This window comes from Dactylosporangium sp. CA-233914 (genome assembly GCF_050942935.1).
Lineage (GTDB): Bacteria > Actinomycetota > Actinomycetes > Mycobacteriales > Micromonosporaceae > Dactylosporangium.
The window spans coordinates 5,009,015-5,029,946 of sequence record NZ_CP192030.1 but is presented as its reverse complement, the minus strand read 5'-3'; the positions used below and the strand labels follow the sequence as shown (position 1 = coordinate 5,029,946).

Here is a 20,932-nt window from a genome sequence, read left to right as displayed (position 1 = left end):
CGGCCAACAGCAGCAGGTATCACGTGTTACCGAGGAAATCACGGCTAGTATCACGTGTCAACAGGATGGGTACCACGTGTTAACAACGCTGTGCGACACTGGACCACGTGACTGCGAACCCGGCACCGCGCCCCGAAGTGACCAGCTTCGACGTCGCTCGAGTCGCGGGGGTCTCACGGGCGACTGTCAGCCACATCCTCAACGGCCGAGGCCGGCGGTTCTCCTCCGAGACCCAGGAACGCGTCCGGCGCGCCGCCGAGGAACTGCAGTACCGGCCGTCTCCGGCGGGCAGGGCACTGGTCCGAGGACGCAGCGACCTCGTCGTCGCCGTCGTTCCGAACACGACGTTCGGCACCAACTTGCAGGACACGATCGACTGGCTGGCCGCGGAATTCGCTCCCGCCGGCCTGCAGGTGGTCGTCCGGCTCGCCGGCCCCGATCCGTCCGCCACACTCGGGGCGCTGCAAGCCCTGCGGCCCGCCGCGGTCCTCGACCTCGGCACGCTCCCGCAGTCCGACCGTGACGTGCTGCTGAAGTCCGGCGTGGTGATGCTCGACTCCGCGCCCGACCTCAATGTCGAGGTCGGCCGCCTCCTGACCGAGGGTGCGCTGCGACGAGGACCTCGTCCGCTGGTGTACGCGGCACTACTGGACACCCGCTCCGACGTCTTCGGTCCGGGCCGCTTCGCGGGCATGGCAGCCGAAGCCGACAGCCGTGGGCTGAGCGCACCCACACAGGTCAACGTTCCCCTCGACCTGGCCGGCGCCACCGCCGCACTGCGGCCCCTGCTGCACACTGGTGTTCCGGTCGCGGTCGGCTGCTACAACGACGAAGTCGCCATCGCCGTACTCGCCGCAGCCCGCGAACTCGAGCTCGACGTGCCGACCGACCTGACCATCGTCGGCGTGGACCACACCCCGATCGGCCAACTCGTCAGCCCCCGGCTGACCACCATCCACGTCGAAACCGCCCACATGGTGAGCAAGGCCGCACGCACGATCCAGAAGGCACTCGGACTTTCCACGGCACGAACCACCACACCGCCGACCATTGCGGATGGTCCCGTCCTCCGGCTCGTTCCTGGTGACACCACCTGATACGGCCGTCGCAGACGTTGGCCGGTTACTCGGTCGCCGCGAAGGCGTCCGCGAGCACGTCCAGCCCTTCGCAGAGCAGCTGCTCGGCAATCACCAGCGGGGGCAGGAAGCGCAGGACGTTGCCGTTGGTGCCGCACGTCAGGGTGAGCACGCCTTGCGCGTGGCAGTACGCCGACACCGCAGCCGCCCGTCCCGGGTCGGGGGTGTGCCCGTCCGCGGTGACGAGTTCGACGGCGACCATCGCGCCCCGTCCACGGACGTCGCCGATCGCCGGGTGGCGCTCGGCCAGCCCTCGCAGCCTGCCGAACATCAGCTCGCCGATGCGCCGGGCCGCGGCGTTGAGGTCCTGGCCGCGCATGAGCTCGATGGCGCCGAGCGCGGCGGCACAGGCGACGGGGTTGCCGCCGTACGTCCCGCCGAGCCCGCCGGAGTGCACGGCGTCCATGATCTCGGCGCGGCCGGTCACCGCGGCGAGCGGCAGGCCGCCCGCGATGCCCTTCGCCGTGGTGATCAGATCGGGGACGACGCCCTCGTGGTCACAGGCGAACCAGTCGCCGGTACGGCAGAATCCGGTCTGGATCTCGTCGGCGACGAAGACCACGCCGTTGCTCCGCGCCCATTCGGCGAGCCGGGGCAGGAATCCCTTGGCCGGCACGACAAATCCGCCCTCGCCGAGGATCGGTTCGATCACGACGCACGCGACGTTGGCCGCACCGACCTGCTTGTCGATCACGTCGATGGCCCGCTCGGCCGCGTCGGTCCCGTCGACGGCGGCTCCCTCGCGGAACGGGTAGGACATCGGCGCCCGGTAGACCTCGCCGGCGAACGGTCCGAATCCCTGTTTGTACGGCATGTTCTTCGCGGTCATCGCCATGGTGAGGTTGGTACGGCCGTGGTAGGCGTGATCGAAGACGACAACGGCATGCCGGCCGGTGTACGCCCGGGCGATCTTGACGGCATTCTCGACCGCCTCCGCCCCGGAGCTGAGCAGGACGGACTTCTTCGCATGGTCTCCGGGGGTCAGCCGGGCAAGCTCCTCGCAGACATCGACGTAGCCGTCGTACGGGGTGACCATGAAACAGGTGTGCGTGAACGCCCGCACCTGCTCGGCGACCCGCGCGGCGACCGCCGGGGCCGCATTGCCGACACCGGTGACAGCGATGCCCGAGGCGAGGTCGATCAGCGAGTTGCCGTCCACGTCGCGCAGCACGCCACCGCCGGCCGCCTCGATGAACACCGGCAGCGTGGTGCCGACACCACCGGCGACGAACCGCTGACGGCGGGCGAAGCGCTCGCGCGACACCGGACCGGGGATCTCGGTGACGAGGCGACGGGACTGGGGCAGCTCCGGCCCCCCGGCGATCGACGTTGACATGACGCCACCGTAGGCCGGCCGCCGATCGCCTGCGTTGGCCGATCGGTACAAGATGGGCCCGGGCACCTGTACAGTACGGACAAGTACCCAGGATGGTGGAGGTGCCGGTGCCCGCGACCCTCGGCGCGTTGCTGGCGAATCGGCACCTCGGGCTGAGACTGCTGAGCGACCCCGGCCCTGACTCGGCCGCGCTCGCGGTGCCGATCCGGTGGGTGGCGACCAGCGAGCTCGACGACCCCACGCCATACCTGCAGGGCGGCGAGCTGCTGCTGATCACCGGCCTGCGCTTGCCCCGGGGCAGTGCACGGATCACCGCCTACATCGACCGGCTCCTCGACGCCGGCGTCGTCGGCCTCGGCTACGGCGTCGGACTCGTCACCGACGCGGTGCCGGCGACGCTCGTCCGGGTGGCCCGCGAGCGGGGCCTGCCGCTCCTCGAGGTCGACCAGCCGACGCCGTTCATCGCCGTCAGCAAGGCGGTCTCCGACCTGCTCGCCGCGGAGCTGTACGCCGACGTGACCCGGGGGTTCACCGGGCAACAGTCGCTGACCCGGGCGGCGGTCACCGGCCGGGCTCGCGGGGTCGTCAACCGCCTCGCCGCACTGCTGCGAGGGCGGGTGGCGCTCCTGGACCGCAACGGGCAGACCCGGCACTGCTCGCCGCCGTCCGCGCAGGCGCTGGCCGGCACGGTCGCCGGCGAGCTGAGCAGGCTGCGCGGACGCCGGCCCGCCGCCCTGGCGCTGGTCGAGGGTGATTCGCACGTGGTCGTGCATCCCCTGGCCCTCTCCTCGGGCGGTCGCGAGTTCCTCGTCGTGGGGCTCGAGCGGGCACCGGGCACCACGGACCGTTCCCTGGTCAACGTCGCGACCGCACTGCTGTCCTTCGATCTGGAGCAGGCGCGGGCCGAGCGGGCCGCGCTGCGGTCGGCGGCACTGCTGCGGTTGCTGCTCGACGGCGTCGACCTCACCGAGAACGTGCTCACCGGGCTCGGCGGAGCGATGCTGGCCCGCCGGCCGCTCTGGGTCACCGCCCTGACCGGCGAGCCGGCGGTCCTCGACGAGCTGCTGTTCGATCTGCTCGCCGGGCTCGGTGACCACGTGCTCGCGGCCGTCGTCGACGGTGATCTGATCGCCGTGACGGCCACCCGCGCCGACCAGGACCTGCTGATGCGAACCGTTCCCGGCGACCGGTCCGTCGCGGCCGGCACGAGCCGCGCACACACCAGGTCCGAGGTGGCACAGGCCGTCCGCCAGGCTCGTCAGGCCGCGGCCGGGGCCCGTCACCTGGTGCCGGCGGTCCTGGACTACGAGCAGATCCGCGCCACGAGCGTGGTCGAGCTGATGGACCTGTCCGTCCTGTCGGCCTACACCGACAGCCTGCTGGACCCGGTCGACGAGTACTGCCGGAGCACCGGGATCGACCTGGTGACATCCCTGGGCGTCTGGCTCGCGCATCACGGTCAGTACGACCCCGCGGCGGCCGCTCTCCACGTCCACCGGCACACCCTCCGATACCGGGTGCAGAAGGCGGAGGCGCTGCTCGGGCGCGATCTCGGCACCGCGGATGCCCGGATGGAGCTCTGGTTCGCCATCACTGTCCGGCAGGGGAGGTTGTCCACTGCGGCCAAACGGACGGACGGTCCCTTGCCACAGTGAACAGTGGTGGTCACGGCGGCGTTGCCTAGCTTGGCAGCCATGACCGACTTGATGCCGCTGTGGGTCGCCGGAGTTGCGGTTCACGGGGAGACGACGTTCGAGGTCCGCAGCCCGTACGACAACCACCTCGTCGCGACGACGAGCCACGCCACCGACGACCAGGTGGAGCGGGCGGTCGCCGCCGCCGTCGCCGTCCGCGACGAGGCCGCCGCGCTGCCGATCCACACCCGCGCCGACGCGCTGGCCGAGGTCGGCCGGGCCCTCGCCGAGCGGGCCGAGGAGTTCGCCCGGCTGATCACGGCGGAGAGCGGCAAGCCACTGTTCTGGGCCCGTGCCGAGGTCGGCCGCGCGATCTCGGTGTTCCGCACGGCCGCCGAAGCCACCCGCGTCTGGTCCGGCGAGGTGATGCGGCTCGACACGGACGCTGCCGCCGAGGGCCGGCTCGCCTACGTCCGCCGGATCCCCAAAGGCCCCGTGCTGGCCGTCTCCCCGTTCAACTTTCCACTGAACCTGGTCGCGCACAAGGTCGCCCCGGCGATCGCGGTGGGTGCCCCGGTGGTCGTCAAGCCGGCGCCCAGGACGCCGCTCTCCGCGCTGCTGCTCGGTGAGATCATCGCCGGGCTCCGGCTGCCCGCCGGCATGGTGAGCGTGCTCAACGTGCCCGACGCGAAGGCCCCGGCGTTGGTGGCCGACGACCGCCTGCCGATCGTCTCCTTCACCGGTTCCGGCCCGGTCGGCCGGGCCATCGCGGCGGCCGTCCCGCACAAGCACGTCGTCCTCGAACTCGGGGGCAACGCGGCGGCCTATGTCGGCGCCGACTTCTGCCGGCCGGGGGACCTGGACCGGGCCGCCGGGCGGATCGCGACCTTCGCCAACTACCAGGCCGGCCAGTCGTGCATCAGCGTCCAGCGCGTCTACGCCGACGCGGCGGTGTACGCAGAGGTGCAGCAGCGCCTCGTGGCCGCGGTCGAGGCGCTGCCCACCGGCGACCCGGCCGATGAGCGGACCAGGGTCGGCCCGCTGATCGACGCGGCGGCGGCCGAACGGGTGGAGCAATGGGTGGACGAGGCCGTCGCCGCCGGCGCGCGGGTGCTCACCGGCGGCGTCCGCAACGGCACCACCTACGCCCCGACCGTGCTCGAAGACGCGCCGGCCGGCGCCAAGGTGGTGTGCGAGGAGGTCTTCGGGCCGGTCCTCGTCCTGCAGCGGGTCGATGGCGCCGACGACGCCTTCCAGCGGATCAACGAGTCCAGGTTCGGCCTCCAGGCGGGGGTCTTCACCCACGACATCCACCTGGCGTTCCGCGCCCACCGCGAACTCGAGGTCGGCGGCGTCATCATCGGCGACGTGCCGTCCTACCGCGCGGACCAGATGCCCTACGGCGGTGTCAAGGACTCCGGCGTGGGACGCGAGGGCGTGCGCTACGCGATGACCGACTACACCTACGAGCGGGTCATGGTGCTGACCGGCGTCGACCTGTAGGACCGCGGGCTCAGCCGCGGCCGCGCGCCGACCCGCCCGGGGTCATCGCGGACAGCAGTTCGTACGCGACGTGGGCACCGGCGAACCCGGTCAGCTGAGCATGGTCGTACGCCGGTGCCACCTCGACGACGTCCGCCGAGACGATGTTGAGGTCCCGCAGCGACCGTAGGACGGCGAGAAGTTCACGGCTGGTCAGTCCGCCGGGCTCGGGCGTGCCGGTACCCGGCGCGTGTGCCGGATCCAGCACGTCGATGTCGACCGAGACGTACACCGGCCGGTCGCCGATGCGCGCGTGGATTCGCTCGATCGCACCGGCCACCCCGTCGGCGGCGATGTCCGGGCAGGTCACCGCGGCGAACCCGAGGCGCCGGTCGTCGGTGAGGTCGTCCGGTCCGTACAGCGGGCCCCGGACGCCGACGTGCACACTGGCCTCCCGGTCGATCAGGCCTTCCTCGGAGGCACGACGGAACGGGGTGCCGTGGGTGTACTCCGCGCCGAAGTAGGTGTCCCAGGTGTCCAGATGGGCGTCGAAGTGCACCACCGCGACCGGCCCGTACCGGCGGGCCACCGACCGCAGCAGCGGCAGCGCGATGGTGTGGTCACCGCCGATGGTCACCAGCCGGCTGGCCGTGTCGAGCAACGCGTCGGCGCCGCGTTCGATCTCCGTGATCGCCTCCTCGATCACGAACGGGCTGCACGCGATGTCCCCGGCGTCGACCACCTGCATGGCCGCGAACGGTTCGACGTCGAGCACCGGGTTGTACGGCCGGAGCAGTCGGGAGCTCTCGCGGACGTGTGCCGGGCCGAAGCGGGCGCCGGGCCGGTACGACACACCGGTGTCGAACGGCACGCCGACCACGGCGACGTCGTAGCGGGTGACCTGGTCCAGCCGGGGAAGGCGGGCGAAGGTGGCCGGCCCGGCGAACCTGGGCACCCGACTCGCGTCCACCGGGCCGATGGGCACGGCGGGATCGCCTTCGGTGGTGCCGGCCGGGCCGGCCTTCGAGGTGTGGGGCAACGAAGTCAACGCCTTTCAGTGGGCTGAGGAGTGGAAGGACACCGGCTCACACCAGTACCTTGGACAGGAACGCACGTGTACGGGGATGCTTCGGCGAGCCGAACAGCTCACCCGGCGGGCCGGACTCGACCACGGCACCGTCCGCCATGAAGACGACCCGGTCGGCGGACTCCCGGGCGAAGCCCATCTCGTGGGTGACCACGAGCATGGTCATGCCCTCCGCGGCCAGATCGCGCATCACGTCCAGCACCTCACCGACCAGTTCGGGGTCCAGGGCCGAGGTCGGTTCGTCGAAGAGCATCAGCGTGGGCCGCATGGCGAGTGCCCGCGCGATCGCGACCCGCTGCTGCTGCCCGCCGGAGAGGTGTGCCGGGTGGGCGTCCGCCTTGTCGGCCAGGCCCACCCGTCCGAGCAGGGTCCGGGCGCGGTCGACCGCCTGGGCCTTGGGTTCCCGGCGGACCTGCAGCGGGGCCTCGATCAGGTTGTCCAGGACGGTGAGATGGGGAAACAGGTTGAAGTTCTGGAAGACCATGCCGATGTCGGCGCGCCGGCGGCAGATCTCCTTCTCGCGAAGCTCGTAGAGCTTGCCTCTCGCCCGGCGGTAGCCGACCAGTTCGCCGTCCACGGTCAACCGGCCGGAGTCGACCTTCTCCAGGTGGTTCACGCAGCGCAGGAGCGTGCTCTTGCCCGAGCCCGAGGGCCCGATCAGGCACACCACCTCGCCGCGGAAAACCTCCAGGTCGACCCCGCGCAGCGCCTGCACCGAGCCGAAGCTCTTGGTGACTCCTTGGGCACTGACCAGCGGTTCTCCTGTCATGTTGTGGCTCCCTTGCCGAAGCGCCGTTCGAGGTAGAACTGGCCGAGGCTGAGCACGCCCGTCATCAGCAGGTACCAGATGCACGCCACGGTGAGCAGCGGGATCTGCAGGAAGTTGCGGGCGTAGATGATCTGTACCGAGGTCAGCAGGTCGGGCAGCGAGATCGCGATGACCAGCGAGGTCATCTTCAGCATGGAGATCGCCTGGTTGCCGGTCGGCGGGACGATGATCCGCATGGCCTGGGGCAGGATGATCCGGCGCAGTGCCTTGCCGCGGGACATGCCCAGGGCCGCGGCCGCCTCGGACTGTCCACGAGGGACGCTGAGGATGCCGGCGCGGATGATCTCCGACATGTACGCCGCCTCCGCCAGCCCGAGGCCGAGCAGGGCCGCCCCGAAGCGGGTGATCAGCGAGTTGGTCTCGGCCTCGGCGAAGACCGGGCCGAACGGGATGCCCACGCCGATGGTTGGCAGGATCGCCGACAGGAAGAACCAGAACAGCAACTGGACCAGGACGGGGATGCTGCGGAAGAGCGCCGAGTAGCCGATGCTCACCGCGACGAGCACCGGATTGGCCGACAGCCGCATGATGGCGAGGAAGGCACCGAGAACGATGCCGATCGCCATGGCGACGACGGTGATCTCCAACGTCGTGACCAGGCCTTCGAGCACCGGCTCCGAGAACAGGTAATCCCCGACCACGTCCCAGCGCATCGCCGGGTTGGTCACCAGACCCTCGCCGATCATCACGGCGAACAGCAGGAGGACGGCGGCCAGGATCCACCGCGACAGGTGCCGCTGGGGCACCACGACCTCATCCAGGCCGGCAGGTCTGGCGCGGCGGTACCGAAGGGTCTTCAGCACCACGGTCAGGCTGCCTTCCCGTTCACGGTGATCGTCTTCAGGCCGGCGTCCGAGACCCCCCACTCCTTGAGGATGCGCTCGTACGTGCCGTCCTCGATCATGGCGGCCAGCCCGGCCCGGATCGCCTCGGCCAGCACGGTGTCGCCCTTGGGCACGGCGATGCCCATCGGAGCGGCGCTCAGCCGCTCCCCCGTCACCGCCAGCTGCCCGCCGGTCTGCTTGGCGAAGTAGAGGTTGGCGACGTGGTTGGCGAAGGTCGCGTCGATCCGGCCGGTCACGATCGCCTGGGCGACCTCGGACCCGGTGGGCAACGTCTGGACCTGGATGGGTTGCTTGCCCTCGGACTTGCAGGTGGCGGAGAAGCCTTCGAGCTGCTCGATGTAGACACTGCCGACCGTCTCGCCGACGTTCATGCCGCACAGGTCGCCCGGTCCGTCGATGCCACGCGGGTTGCCCTTCTTCACCAGCACCGACAAGCCGCTTTCCAGGTAGTCGACGAAGTCGACCTCCTTCTGGCGTTCGGCGGTGTCGTTCATGCCGGAGGTGACGATGTCGAACCGGTCCGCTTTCAGGCCCGGCAGCAGACCGGCGAAGTTCGACTCCACGCGTTCGATCTTCAGACCGAGCTTCTGGCCGAGGGCGTCCATCAGCGCCGGCTCGATGCCGTCGTACCCGTTCTTGTCGTTCTTGAAGTTCATCGGGGGGAAGTTGAAGCTCGTGCCGACGCGCAACACACCCTTGGAGCGGATGTCGTCGGGCAGGGTCACCTGGATGGTCTTGGCGGGGGCAGCGCTCGGGGCACCGGAGTTACCGGAGGTGTCGGCGGAGTCGTCGCCGCAGGCCGAGACCGTCAGCACGGCGGTGGCGAGCAGCGCGGCGTAGGCGAGCGGCCGGGACCGGCGCACATGGTGACGTAACGACATGTCATGCCTCTTTCGGGTGTCCGTACTTCTCAGATGTGGGGGTGGTGACGACGTTGCTGAGGAAGACGTCTGCCGGATGTCCGGCCGGGTTGAGCGGGTGGTGATCGGCCCACCAGGCGGCCATCCGGTCGGCGCTGGGGAGCCACACGTCCCCGGAGCCGACGAGCGTGGACAGCACGTCCTCGACAAGCTGAATCCGCCCGGGGGTGCCACAGATCTCGGGATGCAGCTGCAGGACGAACAGGAGTCCTTCACGGCGGCAGCCCTCGAACTCCAGGAGCCAGTTGTCCAGGACCTCGCCGTAGGGCGCGATCCTCGACTGCCCGGCGGGGAACGGCGGGTTGACGTTCCAGAAGAACGCCGCCCGGTCGTCGAGCGCGTGGCTGATCGGCAGCTCGACCAGCGACCGGCCGTGACCGGCGGGCAACACGAACGGTGTGTCGTCGCCGAACCACGAGGACGACCAGTTGATGCCGGTGTCCATCAGCTCGGCGGCGAGCGGCAACGGCCACTCGCCCACCGGCAGGCGGAAACCGCGTACGGGCGTGCCGGTGATCGCCACCAGCGACTCGGCGGCGCGGTTGAGCATCCCGACCCGGGACTCGGCGTCCATCCGGTCGAAGCGCTCGAAGGCGTCGCCGCGCAGCCCGACCGAGTGGCCCGATCGTGCCACGTCCCGCACGACCGACGGATGAGCGGCGGCCGTCGCGGCCGGCACGAACCAGGCGGCCGGAGTGCCCGCACCGTCGAGCACGTCCAGGAGGCGCTGGGACCCGCGGGTCGCTCCGTACCGCATGACGGAGAGCGTCTTCTGCCGGTCGGCCATCGCCGGATCCTGCGCCAGCAGCAGGGTCTCGGCGTCGAAGTTCACCGTGACCAGCGCCGCGCACGACATCCCCGCGGGCCACCGCGGCCGGCCGTCCTCATGGACCACGGGCGCGGTGGCCGCCCGTTCGGCGCTCATGCCACGCCCCCGGCGACCGGTGGACGCCCGGTTTCGGGCCGGGCAAGCCACCACTGGGCCACCTCGCGGCAGCGCGCGAACCAGACGTCGCCGCCCGCCGTCATGTGCTCCAGCAGTCGCTCCAGGACGATCGCCCGCCCTGGAGTGGCGGACACCTTCGGATGCCAGATGGTCGTCAGACAGGCTCCGGCGCGGTGGTGCCCGTCGAACTCGCGCCGCCAGTTGTCGAGCGTCAGCCGATAACTGGCGATGCGGTCCTGGCCACGCGGGAAGTCGGGGTCGCGGTGGTAGGCGAAGTAGGCGTAGTCGTCGAGGTCGACCCGCGCCGGGATCTCGATCAGCTCCGAGACCTGGCCGTCGACGGTGTGCCGGTACGGGCGCTCGTCGTCGCGCATCGAGCTGGAGTAGAAGATGCCGTGCTCCAGCAGCAGCCGGGGCGTCTGCGGGTGCCAGTCACCCGACGGGGTCCGGAATCCCACGGCCGCCATACCGAAGTGCTTGCGGAACACCGCCTGCGAGCGGGTCAGCACCTCGTGCTGCTCGTCCGGTGTCAGGTCCCAGTAGCACTCGTGCTGGTAGCCGTGGTGGGCCACCTCGTGCCCCCGGTCGACGATGCCGCGACAGGCGTCCGGCCACAGCTCGACCACGGCCGCCGGGACGAAGAAGGTGGCCGGGATCCCGAAGCGGTCCAGCAGATCGAGCACCCGGGGCAGCGCCCGGTACGCGTCGTACCCGCCCAGGCTGAAGTGTCGCGGCGACCGCCAGATGCTCCCGTCGATCATCCCCACGCCGGTCGGGCCGTCGAGGTCGAAGGCGAGCGCGACACACGACGTGGCGCCGCCCGGCCATGTGTCCGCGGTCATGTCCGCGGACCGGTGTACGGCGTCGCCCAGCCGCGGGCGTCGGACACCTCCGCAGCGAGGTCTTCGAGCTGTTCGGCGACCCGTTGCGGTGCGGTCGCGCCCGGTGCGGTGCGCCTGGCCACGGCCGACTCGAGGTCGAGGATGGCGAGAACGTCCGGCCCGAGCCGGGAGTCGACGCTTCGCAGGGCGGCCGCATCCAGGTCCGGGAGGTCACACCCCCGCTCCTCGCACAGCCGCACCAGCCGGCCCGTGATCTCGTGCGCCTCGCTGAACGGGACGCCGCGCAGCGCCAGCCAGTCCGCGACCTCGGTGGCGAGCGTGAAGCGGGCCGACGCGTCGCGGCGCATCCGGTCGGCGTCGAACTCGAGGGTGCGGATCAGCCCCGCCATCGCCGGCAGCGTCAGCAACAGGGTGTCCACGCTGTCCATCGCGGCGCGCTTGTCCTCCGCGAGGTCCCGGTTGTACGCCAGCGGAAGGCCCTTCAGCGCGCCCAGCAGGCCGGTGAGGTTGCCCATCAGCCGGCCGGCCTTGCCCCGGGTGAGTTCGGCGATGTCCGGGTTCTTCTTCTGCGGCATGATGGAGCTGCCGGTCGAGTACGAGTCGTGCAGCCGCGCCCACCGGAACTGGTCGGAGACCCACATGCAGATCTCGTCCGCCAGCCTGGACAGGTGGATACCGGTCATCGACGCCACGAACAGAAACTCGGCCACGTGGTCGCGGGCGGACACGGCGTCGATGGAGTTGGGGCACACGCCGGAGTAGCCGAGCTGTCGTGCCGCGTGCTGCGGGTGCGGGACGATCGGGGAACCGCCCAGGGCGGCCGCACCCAGCGGGGAGAACGCGACTCGCGCGTCCCAGTCCCGGATGCGGCCGGCGTCCCGGCACAGGCTCTGGGCGTGGGCAGCCAGCAGGTGCCCGAAGACGATCGGCTGGGCCGGTTGCAGATGGGTGAAGCCCGGGGCCAGGGTGTGCAGGTGCCGGCGCGCCTGGTCGACCAGCGCCGCCGCGACGTCCAGCAGCTGACCGTGCACCACCCGCACCTGGTCGCGGAGGTAGAGCCGCAGGTTGTTGGCCGCCTGGTCGTTTCGGGAGCGTCCGGCCCGGACCTTGCCCGCCAGCGCACCCAGCCGTTGCGCCAGGACCCGTTCGACGAATCCGTGGACGTCCTCGTCGGCCGGCGTCGGCGCGAGTGTGCCGGCGCGGTGGTCGGCGACGATGGCGTCGAGTTCCGCGACGATCCGCCCGGCCTCGTCGTCGGTGAGCAGTCCGAGCCGGCGGAGGCCTTCGACGTGCGCCTGGGATCCCGCGACGTCGTACGGCAGCAGGTCGAAGTAGCGCGGTTCGGAGCGGGACAAGGCGGTGAGCTCCGGCGCGGGGCCGTCGGCGAAACGGCCACCCCACAGCTTCCCGTCACTGGACATCCGGGACCTCCGAGGCGTGCGTCTGCGCGGTCAGTTCACCGGCCGCGGCCAGCAGCCTGTCCACCTGTGCCGTGGAGGCGGCCCGCACCAGTGGCACGTCCACACCGGCGGCGCGGTAGCGCTCCAGCCGCCGCCTGACCTCCGGGACGGGACCCGAAGCCGTCAGTGCGTCCACATAGGAGTCCGGGAGCGCCGCCAGCAGCGCGTCGTACCCCTGCTCATGGAAGATGGCGGACAGTTCGGCCGGCGCGTCGGCGCTGATGTTCGGCTCGCCGACGAGGACCTTCCCGCGTGCCGTGGACGGATACTTGAACTTGGACGCGATCTCCCAGCGCACCGCGTCCAGCGCCGCGGCCTTCGTCTCCTCGATCGAGGTGTTGATGAGCTGCGCGACAGTGAACCCGTCCATGCTCCGGCCGGCGGCTGCCCGTGCCTCCCGGACGATGGCCAGCGCGTTGGCGCTGTACTCCGGTGACGTCCCGGCGTCGAGCAGGACCCCGTCCCCGATCCCGCCCGAGATGCGCAGCCCCAGCGGGCTGGCCCCGGCGATCCAGATCGGGATGTCGCTGCGCGAGGGGGTCCAGTTCAGGCCGACGCCGTCAAGGCTGACGAACTGGCCGTGGAAGGTGACCGGCTTGCCCGTGAGCAGCTGCCTGACGCACTCCACGTACTCGCGCAGGACCACCGCCGGCTTCTGCGGCGGCAGGCCGTTGCGAGCGGCGTGCTTGTCCGTGCAGGCACCGACCACCAGGACGAACCGTCCGCCGGTGAGCTCGTCCAGGGTGGCGGCGGTCTGGGCCATCACCAGCGGGCTGCGCAGCCGCACCACCTGCGTGGTGCCGAGCGCCATCCGGCCGGTCGCCCCGGCGAACGACGCGATGGCCGAGACGGAGTCCCGGTTGGTGTAGAAGGTTTCGGAGAAGAAGCCCATGTCGAAGCCGTGTTGCTCGGCCCGCTGCATCAGCGTGGCCATGGCTGCCACCGACGCCGACGGGTCGTAGCCGACGGCAAAGCCCAGGCGTCGTTGCGCGGTCGCGGTCATGAGGAGTTCCTTGATTGGTTGGTGGGAAGTGCCGGGGTTACCACCCACAGCACCGTCGCCGGGTCGGGGCCGGGATTGTGGAAGGCATGCGGCACGCTGACGAACGTCAGCGAGTCACCGGCCGAGAGCTCGTAGACCTCGTCCTCCAGGGAGACCGTCAACAGACCCCTGATGACGTGAACGAACTCCACTTCGACCGGAAACGTGTAGTACTCCTGGCCGGAGCCCCCGCCGGGCCTGATCTCGCTGAGCAGGACCTGGAGCCGATGCTCGTCGGCCGGCGTGAGCTGGTACTCGGTCAGCCCTTCGCCACCGAGCGCCACCTGCGTAAGGGCACCGGCGCGGACCAGGCGTCCCTCCGGGCCGTTCATGATCTCGGCCAACTGGACGTCGAGCGCGGCGCAGATGCGCAGCAGGGCCCCCATCGAGACCGACGCGTGCCCGCGCTCGAGCTTGGACAGGAAGCTCTTGGTCAGACCGCAGCGCCCCGCCAGCGAGTCGAGCGTTTCGCGCCGCCGCAGCCGGACCTCCCGGAGGCGGGCGCCCAGTACCGCGACCGCCGCGTCGGGACCGTCAGCGTTCTCGCTGGGACGTTTGTTCGGCATTCGTACCTCACCGTCGTCGACGCGGGTTGTTCCCCTGCCAGGACACAGATGTTTCATGACAGGAAACCATGTGTCCTCGGTTATCGGAAGAGGGCTCCAGGACGAAACTTGAGCCGGGCGCCGGGTCCGTGGTCATCGCCGGTTCCGGGGCATCGACGCGCGGACACGGCGGCAGGGTCTGGGCAGCGGTGCGACAGGGCGGCGGGCCGCGACGGTTGGGCGTTGGGCGAGCTGCGGCCAGGCGCGCCGGGCGGCACCTCCGGCGTGGACCACACGACGCGGGCGTGGCCTCGGGCATCAACACCGGCCGGCGCTCGGCCGGCTACGCCACGGTGTTTCGATGGTGATCTTCGGTTCGCCGCTGCGCAGCGGCCCGCTCACCCGCCCGGGAGCCGCCCCAGCAGGCCAGGCCGCACGACAGCTACGGACGTCGCCAGGTCCTCGCAACGTCCGGTGCCGGGCGCCGGGGCCGTTCCCGCGTGGGCCCTTCAGCGCGACAAGCCGTCACGGGTTCCGGCGGCGCAGCGGTTCGCCCTGGCCCGGGTGTGTCGTGACCCGGTCGCCGGTGCAGATGGTGCGCCCCCGAAGGATCACCTCGGCCAGTTCACCGCGCACCCGCCGGCCCGCGAACGGGGTCCACCCGGCTTTGGTCTGCAGCGTTTCCTCAGTGATGCACCCGTTCGCGTCCGGGTCGACGAGGATCAGGTCCGCGTCGGCGCCCGGCCGGATGACTCCTTTGCGGCCGTACAGTCCGGCGATGCGTGCCGGGGCGGCGCAGGCCAGCTCGACCAGCCGCGCCAGGCTCAGCCGTCCGTCGATGACCTCGGTGAGCAGCATCCGCAGGGCGGTGTCGAGTTCCGGGTAGCCGGACGGGGAGTCGAGCAGGACCTGCTCGCCCCGGCTCTTCTCGGCGAGCGTGTGCGGCGCGTGGTCGGTGGCCAGCGAGTCGATCAGGCCGGTGCGCATGGCCTGCCACAGCGCGGACACCTCGTCGGGTCGGCGGTACCGGTCGAAGCCCAGGACGCCGGCCGAGGCGATCAGTTCGGTGGACATGAACGGCAGGAAGGATTCGGCGGTGACCCGTACCCCGTCCGCCTTGGCCCGGCGTACCAGCGGCAGGGCCGCCGCCGAGATGTGCACCAGGTGGACATGCGCACCGGTTTCCCGGGCCAGCAGCAGGACCCGTTGCGCGGACTCGACCTTGTCGAGGCGGGATTCGGCGGCGACGGCGTCGGCCAGTTCGGCGAAGGACCGGCCGTGCCAGGCCGCTCGCCACCGGTTCTCGATCGCGGGGTTGGCCAGGTGCACCGCCACCGGCAGGCCGACGCGGGCCGCGCCGGACAGCACGGCGAGCAGGTGACCGTCGTCGCGGACCATCAGGTCGTCGGAGTACTGCGCGCCCTGGGCCGGGCCGGCCAGGTACACCTTGAGGCCCAGCGCGCCCAGGTCGGCGAACGCCTCGAACTCGTCGGGGTCGACGCCGGCCGCCCACAGGCCGAAGTCGACGTGTGCCTTGCCGCGCACCGATTCCAGCTTCTGCCGGTACCGGGCGGCGGTGCTGGTCGGCGGCTGGTTGTTGGGCATGTCCCCGATGGTGGTGACGCCGCCGTGAGCGGCGGCCCGGGTACCCGTGGCGAAATCCTCCTTGTCGGGGTACCCCGGATCGCGTAGATGGACATGGATGTCAACCATGCCTGGCATCACCCAGCGGCCCGTGGCGTCGATCACCCGAGCGGCGTCCAGTTCGACGTCCGGTGCGCTCAGCGCGGCGATCCGGCCGTCGCGCACCGCGACCCCGCCCGGGTGGCAGCCGGCCGGGGAGACCACCAGGCCGCCGAGCACGGCCAGGTCGTACCGGGTCAACGCGCGTCCCGGGCGCCGCACAACCGCACCGCGGCCAGTGCGATGGTCTGCGCGCAGGTGCGCAGGTCGGCCGTTGCCACCCGGCCCCGGTTGGCCCGCCGGTATGCGTGCCCGGCCGGCCCGTAGCTGACCGCGGCGCAGCCCGCCGCCGCCATGATGAGCCCGTCGCACCCGAAGTAGGAGTTGGGCAGGATGGCGCCGATCTGCGGCGCGGTACCGGCGACCGTCTGATGGGCCTCGGCCAGGGCGGTCACCACCGCGCTGTCCGGGCTGATGTTCAGCGGCTCCCGGTACCCGGGTCGGGCGGTGACGGTGACGTCCAGCCCGGGGCGGGCGCGCCGCACCGCATCGAGGGCGGCGTCCAGGTCAGCGGTGATCTGCCGGGGCTCCTGCCCGGCGACGGTGGAGACGCCGAGGCGCAGCAGGGCGGAGTCGGGGGCGAAGGCCATCGGCAGCCGGGTCGGCCCGTACCCGGCGATGACCTGCCGTACCTGTACGTGTGGCATGTCGGGCATGGCGGGGTCGGGTCGGTGGGTGAGCCGCACCCGATCGATCGCGCGGAGCACGTCGGGCAGTGCGTCGATCACGTCGACCGGCAGGTCATCGAGCGTCGCGTACTGCCGGAACAGATCGGCGCCACCCGCCGGGCCGGTGCGCCCGCGCAGGTTCACATCGACCACCAGGCTGCCGATCTGGATGGTACGGATGCCCAGGTCGGTCGGTTCGGGGATGATCGCGTACTCGGTGCGCAGCCCGTCGGCGAGCATGGCCCGGGTGCCGACGCCGCCGTCATGGTGGCCCATGACGGCGGTGACCCACAGGTCGCCGGCCAGCGGCACGCCGAGCCGCTTGACCGCCACCGCGGCGTAGGTCAGCGCGGCCAGGCCGCCTTTCATGTTGCGCGCGCCGTGCCCCTCGATGACCCCGCCCACCTGGCGCACCGTGTGCCCGCTCGGCCAGTTGGCATCCATCGGCGTGGTGTCGAGGTGGCCGTTGAGCATCAGCGCCGGGCCGTCGCCCGTGCCGCGCAGCCGGGCGACCACGTTGGGCCGCCCAGGGGCGATCTCGGGCAGGTCGACCTCGATGCCCGCGGCGCGCAGGGTGTCGGCGACCAGTTCGGCGCAGGGGCCCTCATCGTCGATGCCGCATTGGCTCGGGGTTGCCACCAGCTTGGCGGTGAGGTCGGCGAGTTCGCGGTCGACGATGACGTCGGCCACCGTCTGGTTCGTCAGGCAGGTTGGGTCGGGGCTCACGAAGGTTCTCGGCTTTCGGGTCGGAAGGCTCGGTTACATCTGCTCGCGCAGCGGGTCCGGCGGTGCGGTCCGCTGCCGGCCACGCCCGGAACCCCGGGCGTTGACCGTGCCGCCGCCGGTGCGGCGTAGCCGCGCCTCCCAGGACAGCCGCCGTTCGACGACGGAGATGAGCAGGAAGGTGACCGAGCTGATCAGGACCAGCACGACCAGGGTGGCGAACAGCTCCCGGGTCTGCAGGGAGGCGTTGAACGCGATCAGCAGGTATCCGAGCCCGGCGTTGGCGGCCACCCACTCGCCGACGATGGCGCCGATGACGCTGACCGTCAGGGCGAGTTTCAGACCGGCGAACAGAAACGGTACCGCCGCCGGCAGACGCACGTGCAGGTACACCTGGCGGGCATTCGCGTTGACCGACCGCAGCAGTTCGAGCTGGCCGCGGTCGGCGCTTTCCAGCCCGGACACCGTGTTGATGAGCACCGGGAAGAAGGCGAGCAGCGCGATGACGAGCACCTTGGGCATCAGGCCCACGCCGAACCAGAGGATCAGCAGCGGGGCGATGGCGATCTTCGGGATGGTCTGGGAGGCCACGACCAGCGGATACACGGCCAGCCGGAACAGCGGCAGCACGGTCATGGCGACCGCGAGCACCAGCCCGACGGCCACCCCGAGCGCGTACCCGACGCCGAGTTCCAGCAGCGTGGTGAGCGCGTTCTCGGCGAGGGTCCCGGTGTTGTCGAGCAGCGCGGCGGCGATCGCCGACGGAGCGGGCAGCACGAACTCGTCGACGTCCATGACGGTGACGAGCACCTGCCACAGCACCAGGACGACGAGAATCGAGGCGACCGGCAACAGGCGCCGCAGCCAAGGTTTTCCGGTCACGCCTCACCCCTCCGCCGTGGTCATGCCGGCGAGCAGGTGCTCGTGCACGATCCGCACGTACTCGGTCATCTCGCTGCCGAACCGCAGGTCGGCGCGGCGCGGCCGGGGCAGGTCGACATCGATCTGCGCGATGACCCGGCCGGGCCGGGGCGCCATCACGAAGATGGTGTCGGACAGGTACACCGCCTCGCCGATGCTGTGGGTCACGAAGATCACCGTTTGGCGGCGCCGCTCCCAGATGCGCAGCAGTTCGGTGTTCATCCGCTCCCGGGTGATCTCGTCCAGCGCCCCGAACGGCTCGTCCATGAGCAGGATGCGTGGGTCCAGCGCGTACGCCCGGGCCAGGGCGGCCCGCTGACGCATGCCGCCGGAGAGCTCGTGCGGGTACCGGTCGAGAAACCCGCCCAGCCCCACCATCTCCGCCAGTTCCTCGACCCGCTCGCCGGTGATGGGCCGGCCCGCGACCGCGCTCAGCAACCGGATGTTGTTGCCGATCGTCTTCCAGGGCAACAGCGTGGCGTCCTGGAACATGTGCCCGATCTGCCGCTGCCGGCGCAGCTCGGCCGGCCGCGCACCGGCGATCGTCAGCTCCCCCGACGTCGGCTCCAGCAGGTCACCGAAGATCTTCAGGAGCGTGGTCTTGCCGCAGCCGGACGGCCCGACCAGCGAGATGAACCGGTCGGCGGGCACCGTGAACGAGACGTCGTGCAGGGCCTCGACCGTGGTGCCGTCCACGCCTTGGTACGTCACGCCGAGATGGCGCCCGCACAGCTGCGCCGCGGCCACCGCGGTCACGTCCATGAACGGTCGGCCGGCAGGTAGTCGTTGGCGTAGAGCCCCTTGAGGTCGGGCGCGGTCTTGAGCACGGCGCCGGACACCAGCTCGTCGACCAGGTTCTGCCACACCGCGTCGGTCATCGCACCCCAGCCGTTGTCGCGGGTACGGTCGCTGTGACTGAGCTGGAAGATGATCGGGACGGCCTTGGCGAGCTGATCCGCGGGATCGGTGGTGTCGAGCTTCTGGATGAGCGCGATCGAGCCGGCCTGGTCCTTCTCCGCCGCCTGGTACCCCTGGTAGGTCGCCTGCAGGAAGCGCTTGACGACGTCCGCGTGTTGCGCGAGGTAGTTGTTGTTGACCATGATGACCGCGCCGGGCAGCGGCCGATCGGGCGAGCTGAACGGGATGAACTGGACGTCCTCGCCCTTGAGCTGCATCTGGATGAACTGCGCGTAGCTGAACCCGGTGCAGCCGTCGGCCTTGCCACTGAGCATCAATGTGCACTTGGCCTGAGCATCGACATTGAGCACGGTCACCTTGTCGGTGAGCCCCCGCTGCTTGAGCTGGGCCGCGAACAGGCCCGCCTCGGCGGACGCCTGGGCGGTGGCGATGGTCTTCCCGCGTAGGGCATCGAGCCCGCTCACCGGCTCCTTGCTCTTGAGGATGACGCCGGTGGCGTCGTTCTGGATGTGATTGGCCACCACGGTGACGGGCAGGTTCTTGTCCTTGCCGGCCAGTACCGAGTCGGGTGCGGCCAGGCCGATCTGGCTCTGCCCGGAGCCGGTGGACTGCACGGCCAGGGTCGAGCCCTTGAGGTACTGCAGATCCAGCTGGATGCCCTGGGCGGTGTAGAAGCCCTTCTCCTGGGCCATGTAGATACCGATCCAGGACGGCTGGGGCACGTTGAAGTGCAGCGCGATCTTGATGGTCTCGGTGGCGCCGCCGCCGCCCGAGCCGGCCTTCTCCTTGGTACCGCAGGCCGCTAGGCCGGCCACCACGAGCAGCACGGCCGCACAACCGGCGAGCCGTCTCTTGATCACCATTTGGGGGTGCGCCTCTCTCGCCAGGAGTTCGCAGAAGCCGTCAACCACAGGTCATACGGTCATCTGATGACCGGATGCTATGGGTCGGCCCCGACCGAGTCAAGAGCGAGATCGCGGCCGGCAGCAAGCGCCGGACCAGGCGGAACGGTCAGTCCACCGGCGGCGCGGCACCCCAACCGGACTCGGTGGACAGCCACTCCCAATGCGGCCCCAGCTGGTCCAGATGGGCCAGCGCGTAGTCGTGAGCGCGCTGCGGATCACGGCTCTCGATCGCCTCGTAGATCTTGCGGTGGTCGGTGTCCACGGTCCACTCGGGCTTCATCGACGAATCCGGCCGCGCACTGCCGTCGGCCAGCTTCATGACCATCAACGCGCGCAGGGCACTGGTCAGGATGCCGTAGATCGGGTTGTGGGTCGCCTCGGCAATCGCCTCGTGAAACTCCAGGCTCCACAGCGCGACCTCGTGCTTGGTCTGCATCTGCGCCTGCCGGTCGAGGATGTCGCGCAGCCGGGCCAGGTCCGGCTCCTCCGCCCGGGACGCGGCCAGGCGGGCCATCTCGGGTTCCAGCAGCCGGCGCACCTCGACCAACTGCCCCGGATGCAGGTGGTAGCGCATCGCGCGGACCACGCCGGGGTCGTGCAGGTTCCACTGACCGCGCGGGTTCACCACGGTGCCGGTGCCTTGCTGCACGGTGACGAGGCCACGGATCGCGACCACCTTCATCGCTTCCCGGATGACCGACTTGCCGACACCGAAGTGGTTGGCGAGTTCCTGTTCGTTGGGCAACCGGACGCCCGGCGGAATGGCCCCGGTGGCGATGTCCTCGGTCAGCTTGCCCGCCACCGTGTCGGCCAGGCGCTCACGGGCGGGGCGGACCCAGGTGCCGAGGTCCGCGACCTGGCTGGAACGAATATCCATCGATCCCCTTCTCAGGCGGGCCGGCCACTGTCACCGGACGATTGATGTTAACGCGTCGCTGGCCTATCCTCTG

The 20,932-nt window shown here is 70.7% G+C and carries 19 protein-coding genes; 3 read left to right on the top strand and 16 right to left on the bottom strand.

Annotated elements, in window-relative coordinates:
* Positions 1 to 107: 107 nt before the first annotated feature.
* Positions 108 to 1,097, top strand: a complete 990-nt coding sequence (locus ACQPY0_RS22415; RefSeq protein WP_432991896.1) for a LacI family DNA-binding transcriptional regulator — start codon at positions 108 to 110, stop codon at positions 1,095 to 1,097.
* Positions 1,098 to 1,122: 25 nt separating this feature from the next.
* On the opposite strand, the gene gabT is transcribed toward ACQPY0_RS22415, so the two are convergent.
* Positions 1,123 to 2,472 (bottom strand): 4-aminobutyrate--2-oxoglutarate transaminase, encoded by a 1,350-nt coding sequence (gene gabT / locus ACQPY0_RS22410; protein ID WP_432991894.1) that lies wholly within the window; start codon positions 2,470 to 2,472, stop codon positions 1,123 to 1,125.
* 101 nt (positions 2,473 to 2,573) lie between these two features.
* Here gabT and ACQPY0_RS22405 point away from each other — a divergent pair, with 101 nt between their 5' ends.
* Positions 2,574 to 4,127, top strand: coding sequence for a PucR family transcriptional regulator (locus tag ACQPY0_RS22405; protein ID WP_432991892.1), 1,554 nt, complete (start codon positions 2,574 to 2,576; stop codon positions 4,125 to 4,127).
* Between the two features lie 39 nt (positions 4,128 to 4,166).
* Complete coding sequence (locus ACQPY0_RS22400; protein ID WP_432991890.1) at positions 4,167 to 5,609, top strand: aldehyde dehydrogenase family protein; 1,443 nt, start codon at positions 4,167 to 4,169, stop codon at positions 5,607 to 5,609.
* 10 nt (positions 5,610 to 5,619) lie between these two features.
* Here ACQPY0_RS22400 and speB read toward each other — a convergent pair whose 3' ends face one another.
* From speB to ACQPY0_RS22325, 15 genes are all read right to left on the bottom strand, one after another.
* The gene (speB, locus tag ACQPY0_RS22395) at positions 5,620 to 6,636 is read right to left on the bottom strand and encodes an agmatinase (RefSeq protein WP_432991888.1); all 1,017 of its coding nucleotides are present in this window, start codon (positions 6,634 to 6,636) and stop codon (positions 5,620 to 5,622) included.
* A gap of 37 nt (positions 6,637 to 6,673) precedes the next feature.
* Positions 6,674 to 7,444, bottom strand: coding sequence for an amino acid ABC transporter ATP-binding protein (locus ACQPY0_RS22390; RefSeq protein WP_432991886.1), 771 nt, complete (start codon positions 7,442 to 7,444; stop codon positions 6,674 to 6,676).
* The gene (locus ACQPY0_RS22385; protein WP_432991884.1) at positions 7,441 to 8,307 is read right to left on the bottom strand and encodes an amino acid ABC transporter permease; all 867 of its coding nucleotides are present in this window, start codon (positions 8,305 to 8,307) and stop codon (positions 7,441 to 7,443) included. The genes ACQPY0_RS22390 and ACQPY0_RS22385 overlap by 4 nt, the downstream gene beginning before the upstream one ends.
* A 5-nt stretch (positions 8,308 to 8,312) precedes the next feature.
* On the bottom strand, positions 8,313 to 9,230 hold the full coding sequence (locus tag ACQPY0_RS22380) for an ABC transporter substrate-binding protein (RefSeq protein ID WP_432991882.1): 918 nt from the start codon (positions 9,228 to 9,230) through the stop codon (positions 8,313 to 8,315).
* A gap of 1 nt (position 9,231) precedes the next feature.
* Positions 9,232 to 10,194: a polysaccharide deacetylase family protein gene (locus tag ACQPY0_RS22375; RefSeq protein WP_432991880.1), complete on the bottom strand. Its 963-nt coding sequence runs from the start codon at positions 10,192 to 10,194 to the stop codon at positions 9,232 to 9,234.
* Positions 10,191 to 11,057, bottom strand: a complete 867-nt coding sequence (locus ACQPY0_RS22370) for a polysaccharide deacetylase family protein (protein WP_432991878.1) — start codon at positions 11,055 to 11,057, stop codon at positions 10,191 to 10,193. The genes ACQPY0_RS22375 and ACQPY0_RS22370 overlap by 4 nt, the downstream gene beginning before the upstream one ends.
* Complete coding sequence (gene argH / locus ACQPY0_RS22365; protein WP_432991876.1) at positions 11,054 to 12,478, bottom strand: argininosuccinate lyase; 1,425 nt, start codon at positions 12,476 to 12,478, stop codon at positions 11,054 to 11,056. Before argH ends, ACQPY0_RS22370 begins: the two co-directional genes overlap by 4 nt.
* On the bottom strand, positions 12,468 to 13,520 hold the full coding sequence (locus ACQPY0_RS22360; RefSeq protein WP_432991874.1) for an LLM class flavin-dependent oxidoreductase: 1,053 nt from the start codon (positions 13,518 to 13,520) through the stop codon (positions 12,468 to 12,470). Before ACQPY0_RS22360 ends, argH begins: the two co-directional genes overlap by 11 nt.
* Positions 13,517 to 14,125 (bottom strand): helix-turn-helix domain-containing protein, encoded by a 609-nt coding sequence (locus tag ACQPY0_RS22355; protein WP_432991872.1) that lies wholly within the window; start codon positions 14,123 to 14,125, stop codon positions 13,517 to 13,519. Before ACQPY0_RS22355 ends, ACQPY0_RS22360 begins: the two co-directional genes overlap by 4 nt.
* A 504-nt stretch (positions 14,126 to 14,629) precedes the next feature.
* A complete protein-coding gene (locus ACQPY0_RS22350) occupies positions 14,630 to 15,988 on the bottom strand; it encodes a dihydroorotase (protein WP_432991870.1) in 1,359 nt (452 codons plus the stop codon).
* Positions 15,985 to 17,241 (bottom strand): M20 family metallopeptidase, encoded by a 1,257-nt coding sequence (locus ACQPY0_RS22345; RefSeq protein WP_432991868.1) that lies wholly within the window; start codon positions 17,239 to 17,241, stop codon positions 15,985 to 15,987. Before ACQPY0_RS22345 ends, ACQPY0_RS22350 begins: the two co-directional genes overlap by 4 nt.
* A 33-nt stretch (positions 17,242 to 17,274) precedes the next feature.
* Positions 17,275 to 18,120, bottom strand: coding sequence for an ABC transporter permease (locus ACQPY0_RS22340; RefSeq protein WP_432991866.1), 846 nt, complete (start codon positions 18,118 to 18,120; stop codon positions 17,275 to 17,277).
* A gap of 3 nt (positions 18,121 to 18,123) precedes the next feature.
* The gene (locus ACQPY0_RS22335) at positions 18,124 to 18,915 is read right to left on the bottom strand and encodes an ABC transporter ATP-binding protein (protein ID WP_432991864.1); all 792 of its coding nucleotides are present in this window, start codon (positions 18,913 to 18,915) and stop codon (positions 18,124 to 18,126) included.
* Positions 18,912 to 19,940: an ABC transporter substrate-binding protein gene (locus ACQPY0_RS22330; protein WP_432991862.1), complete on the bottom strand. Its 1,029-nt coding sequence runs from the start codon at positions 19,938 to 19,940 to the stop codon at positions 18,912 to 18,914. Before ACQPY0_RS22330 ends, ACQPY0_RS22335 begins: the two co-directional genes overlap by 4 nt.
* A 148-nt stretch (positions 19,941 to 20,088) precedes the next feature.
* Entirely contained in the window at positions 20,089 to 20,859 is a 771-nt protein-coding gene (locus tag ACQPY0_RS22325; RefSeq protein ID WP_432991860.1) for a FadR/GntR family transcriptional regulator, read from the bottom strand.
* Positions 20,860 to 20,932: the final 73 nt, after the last annotated feature.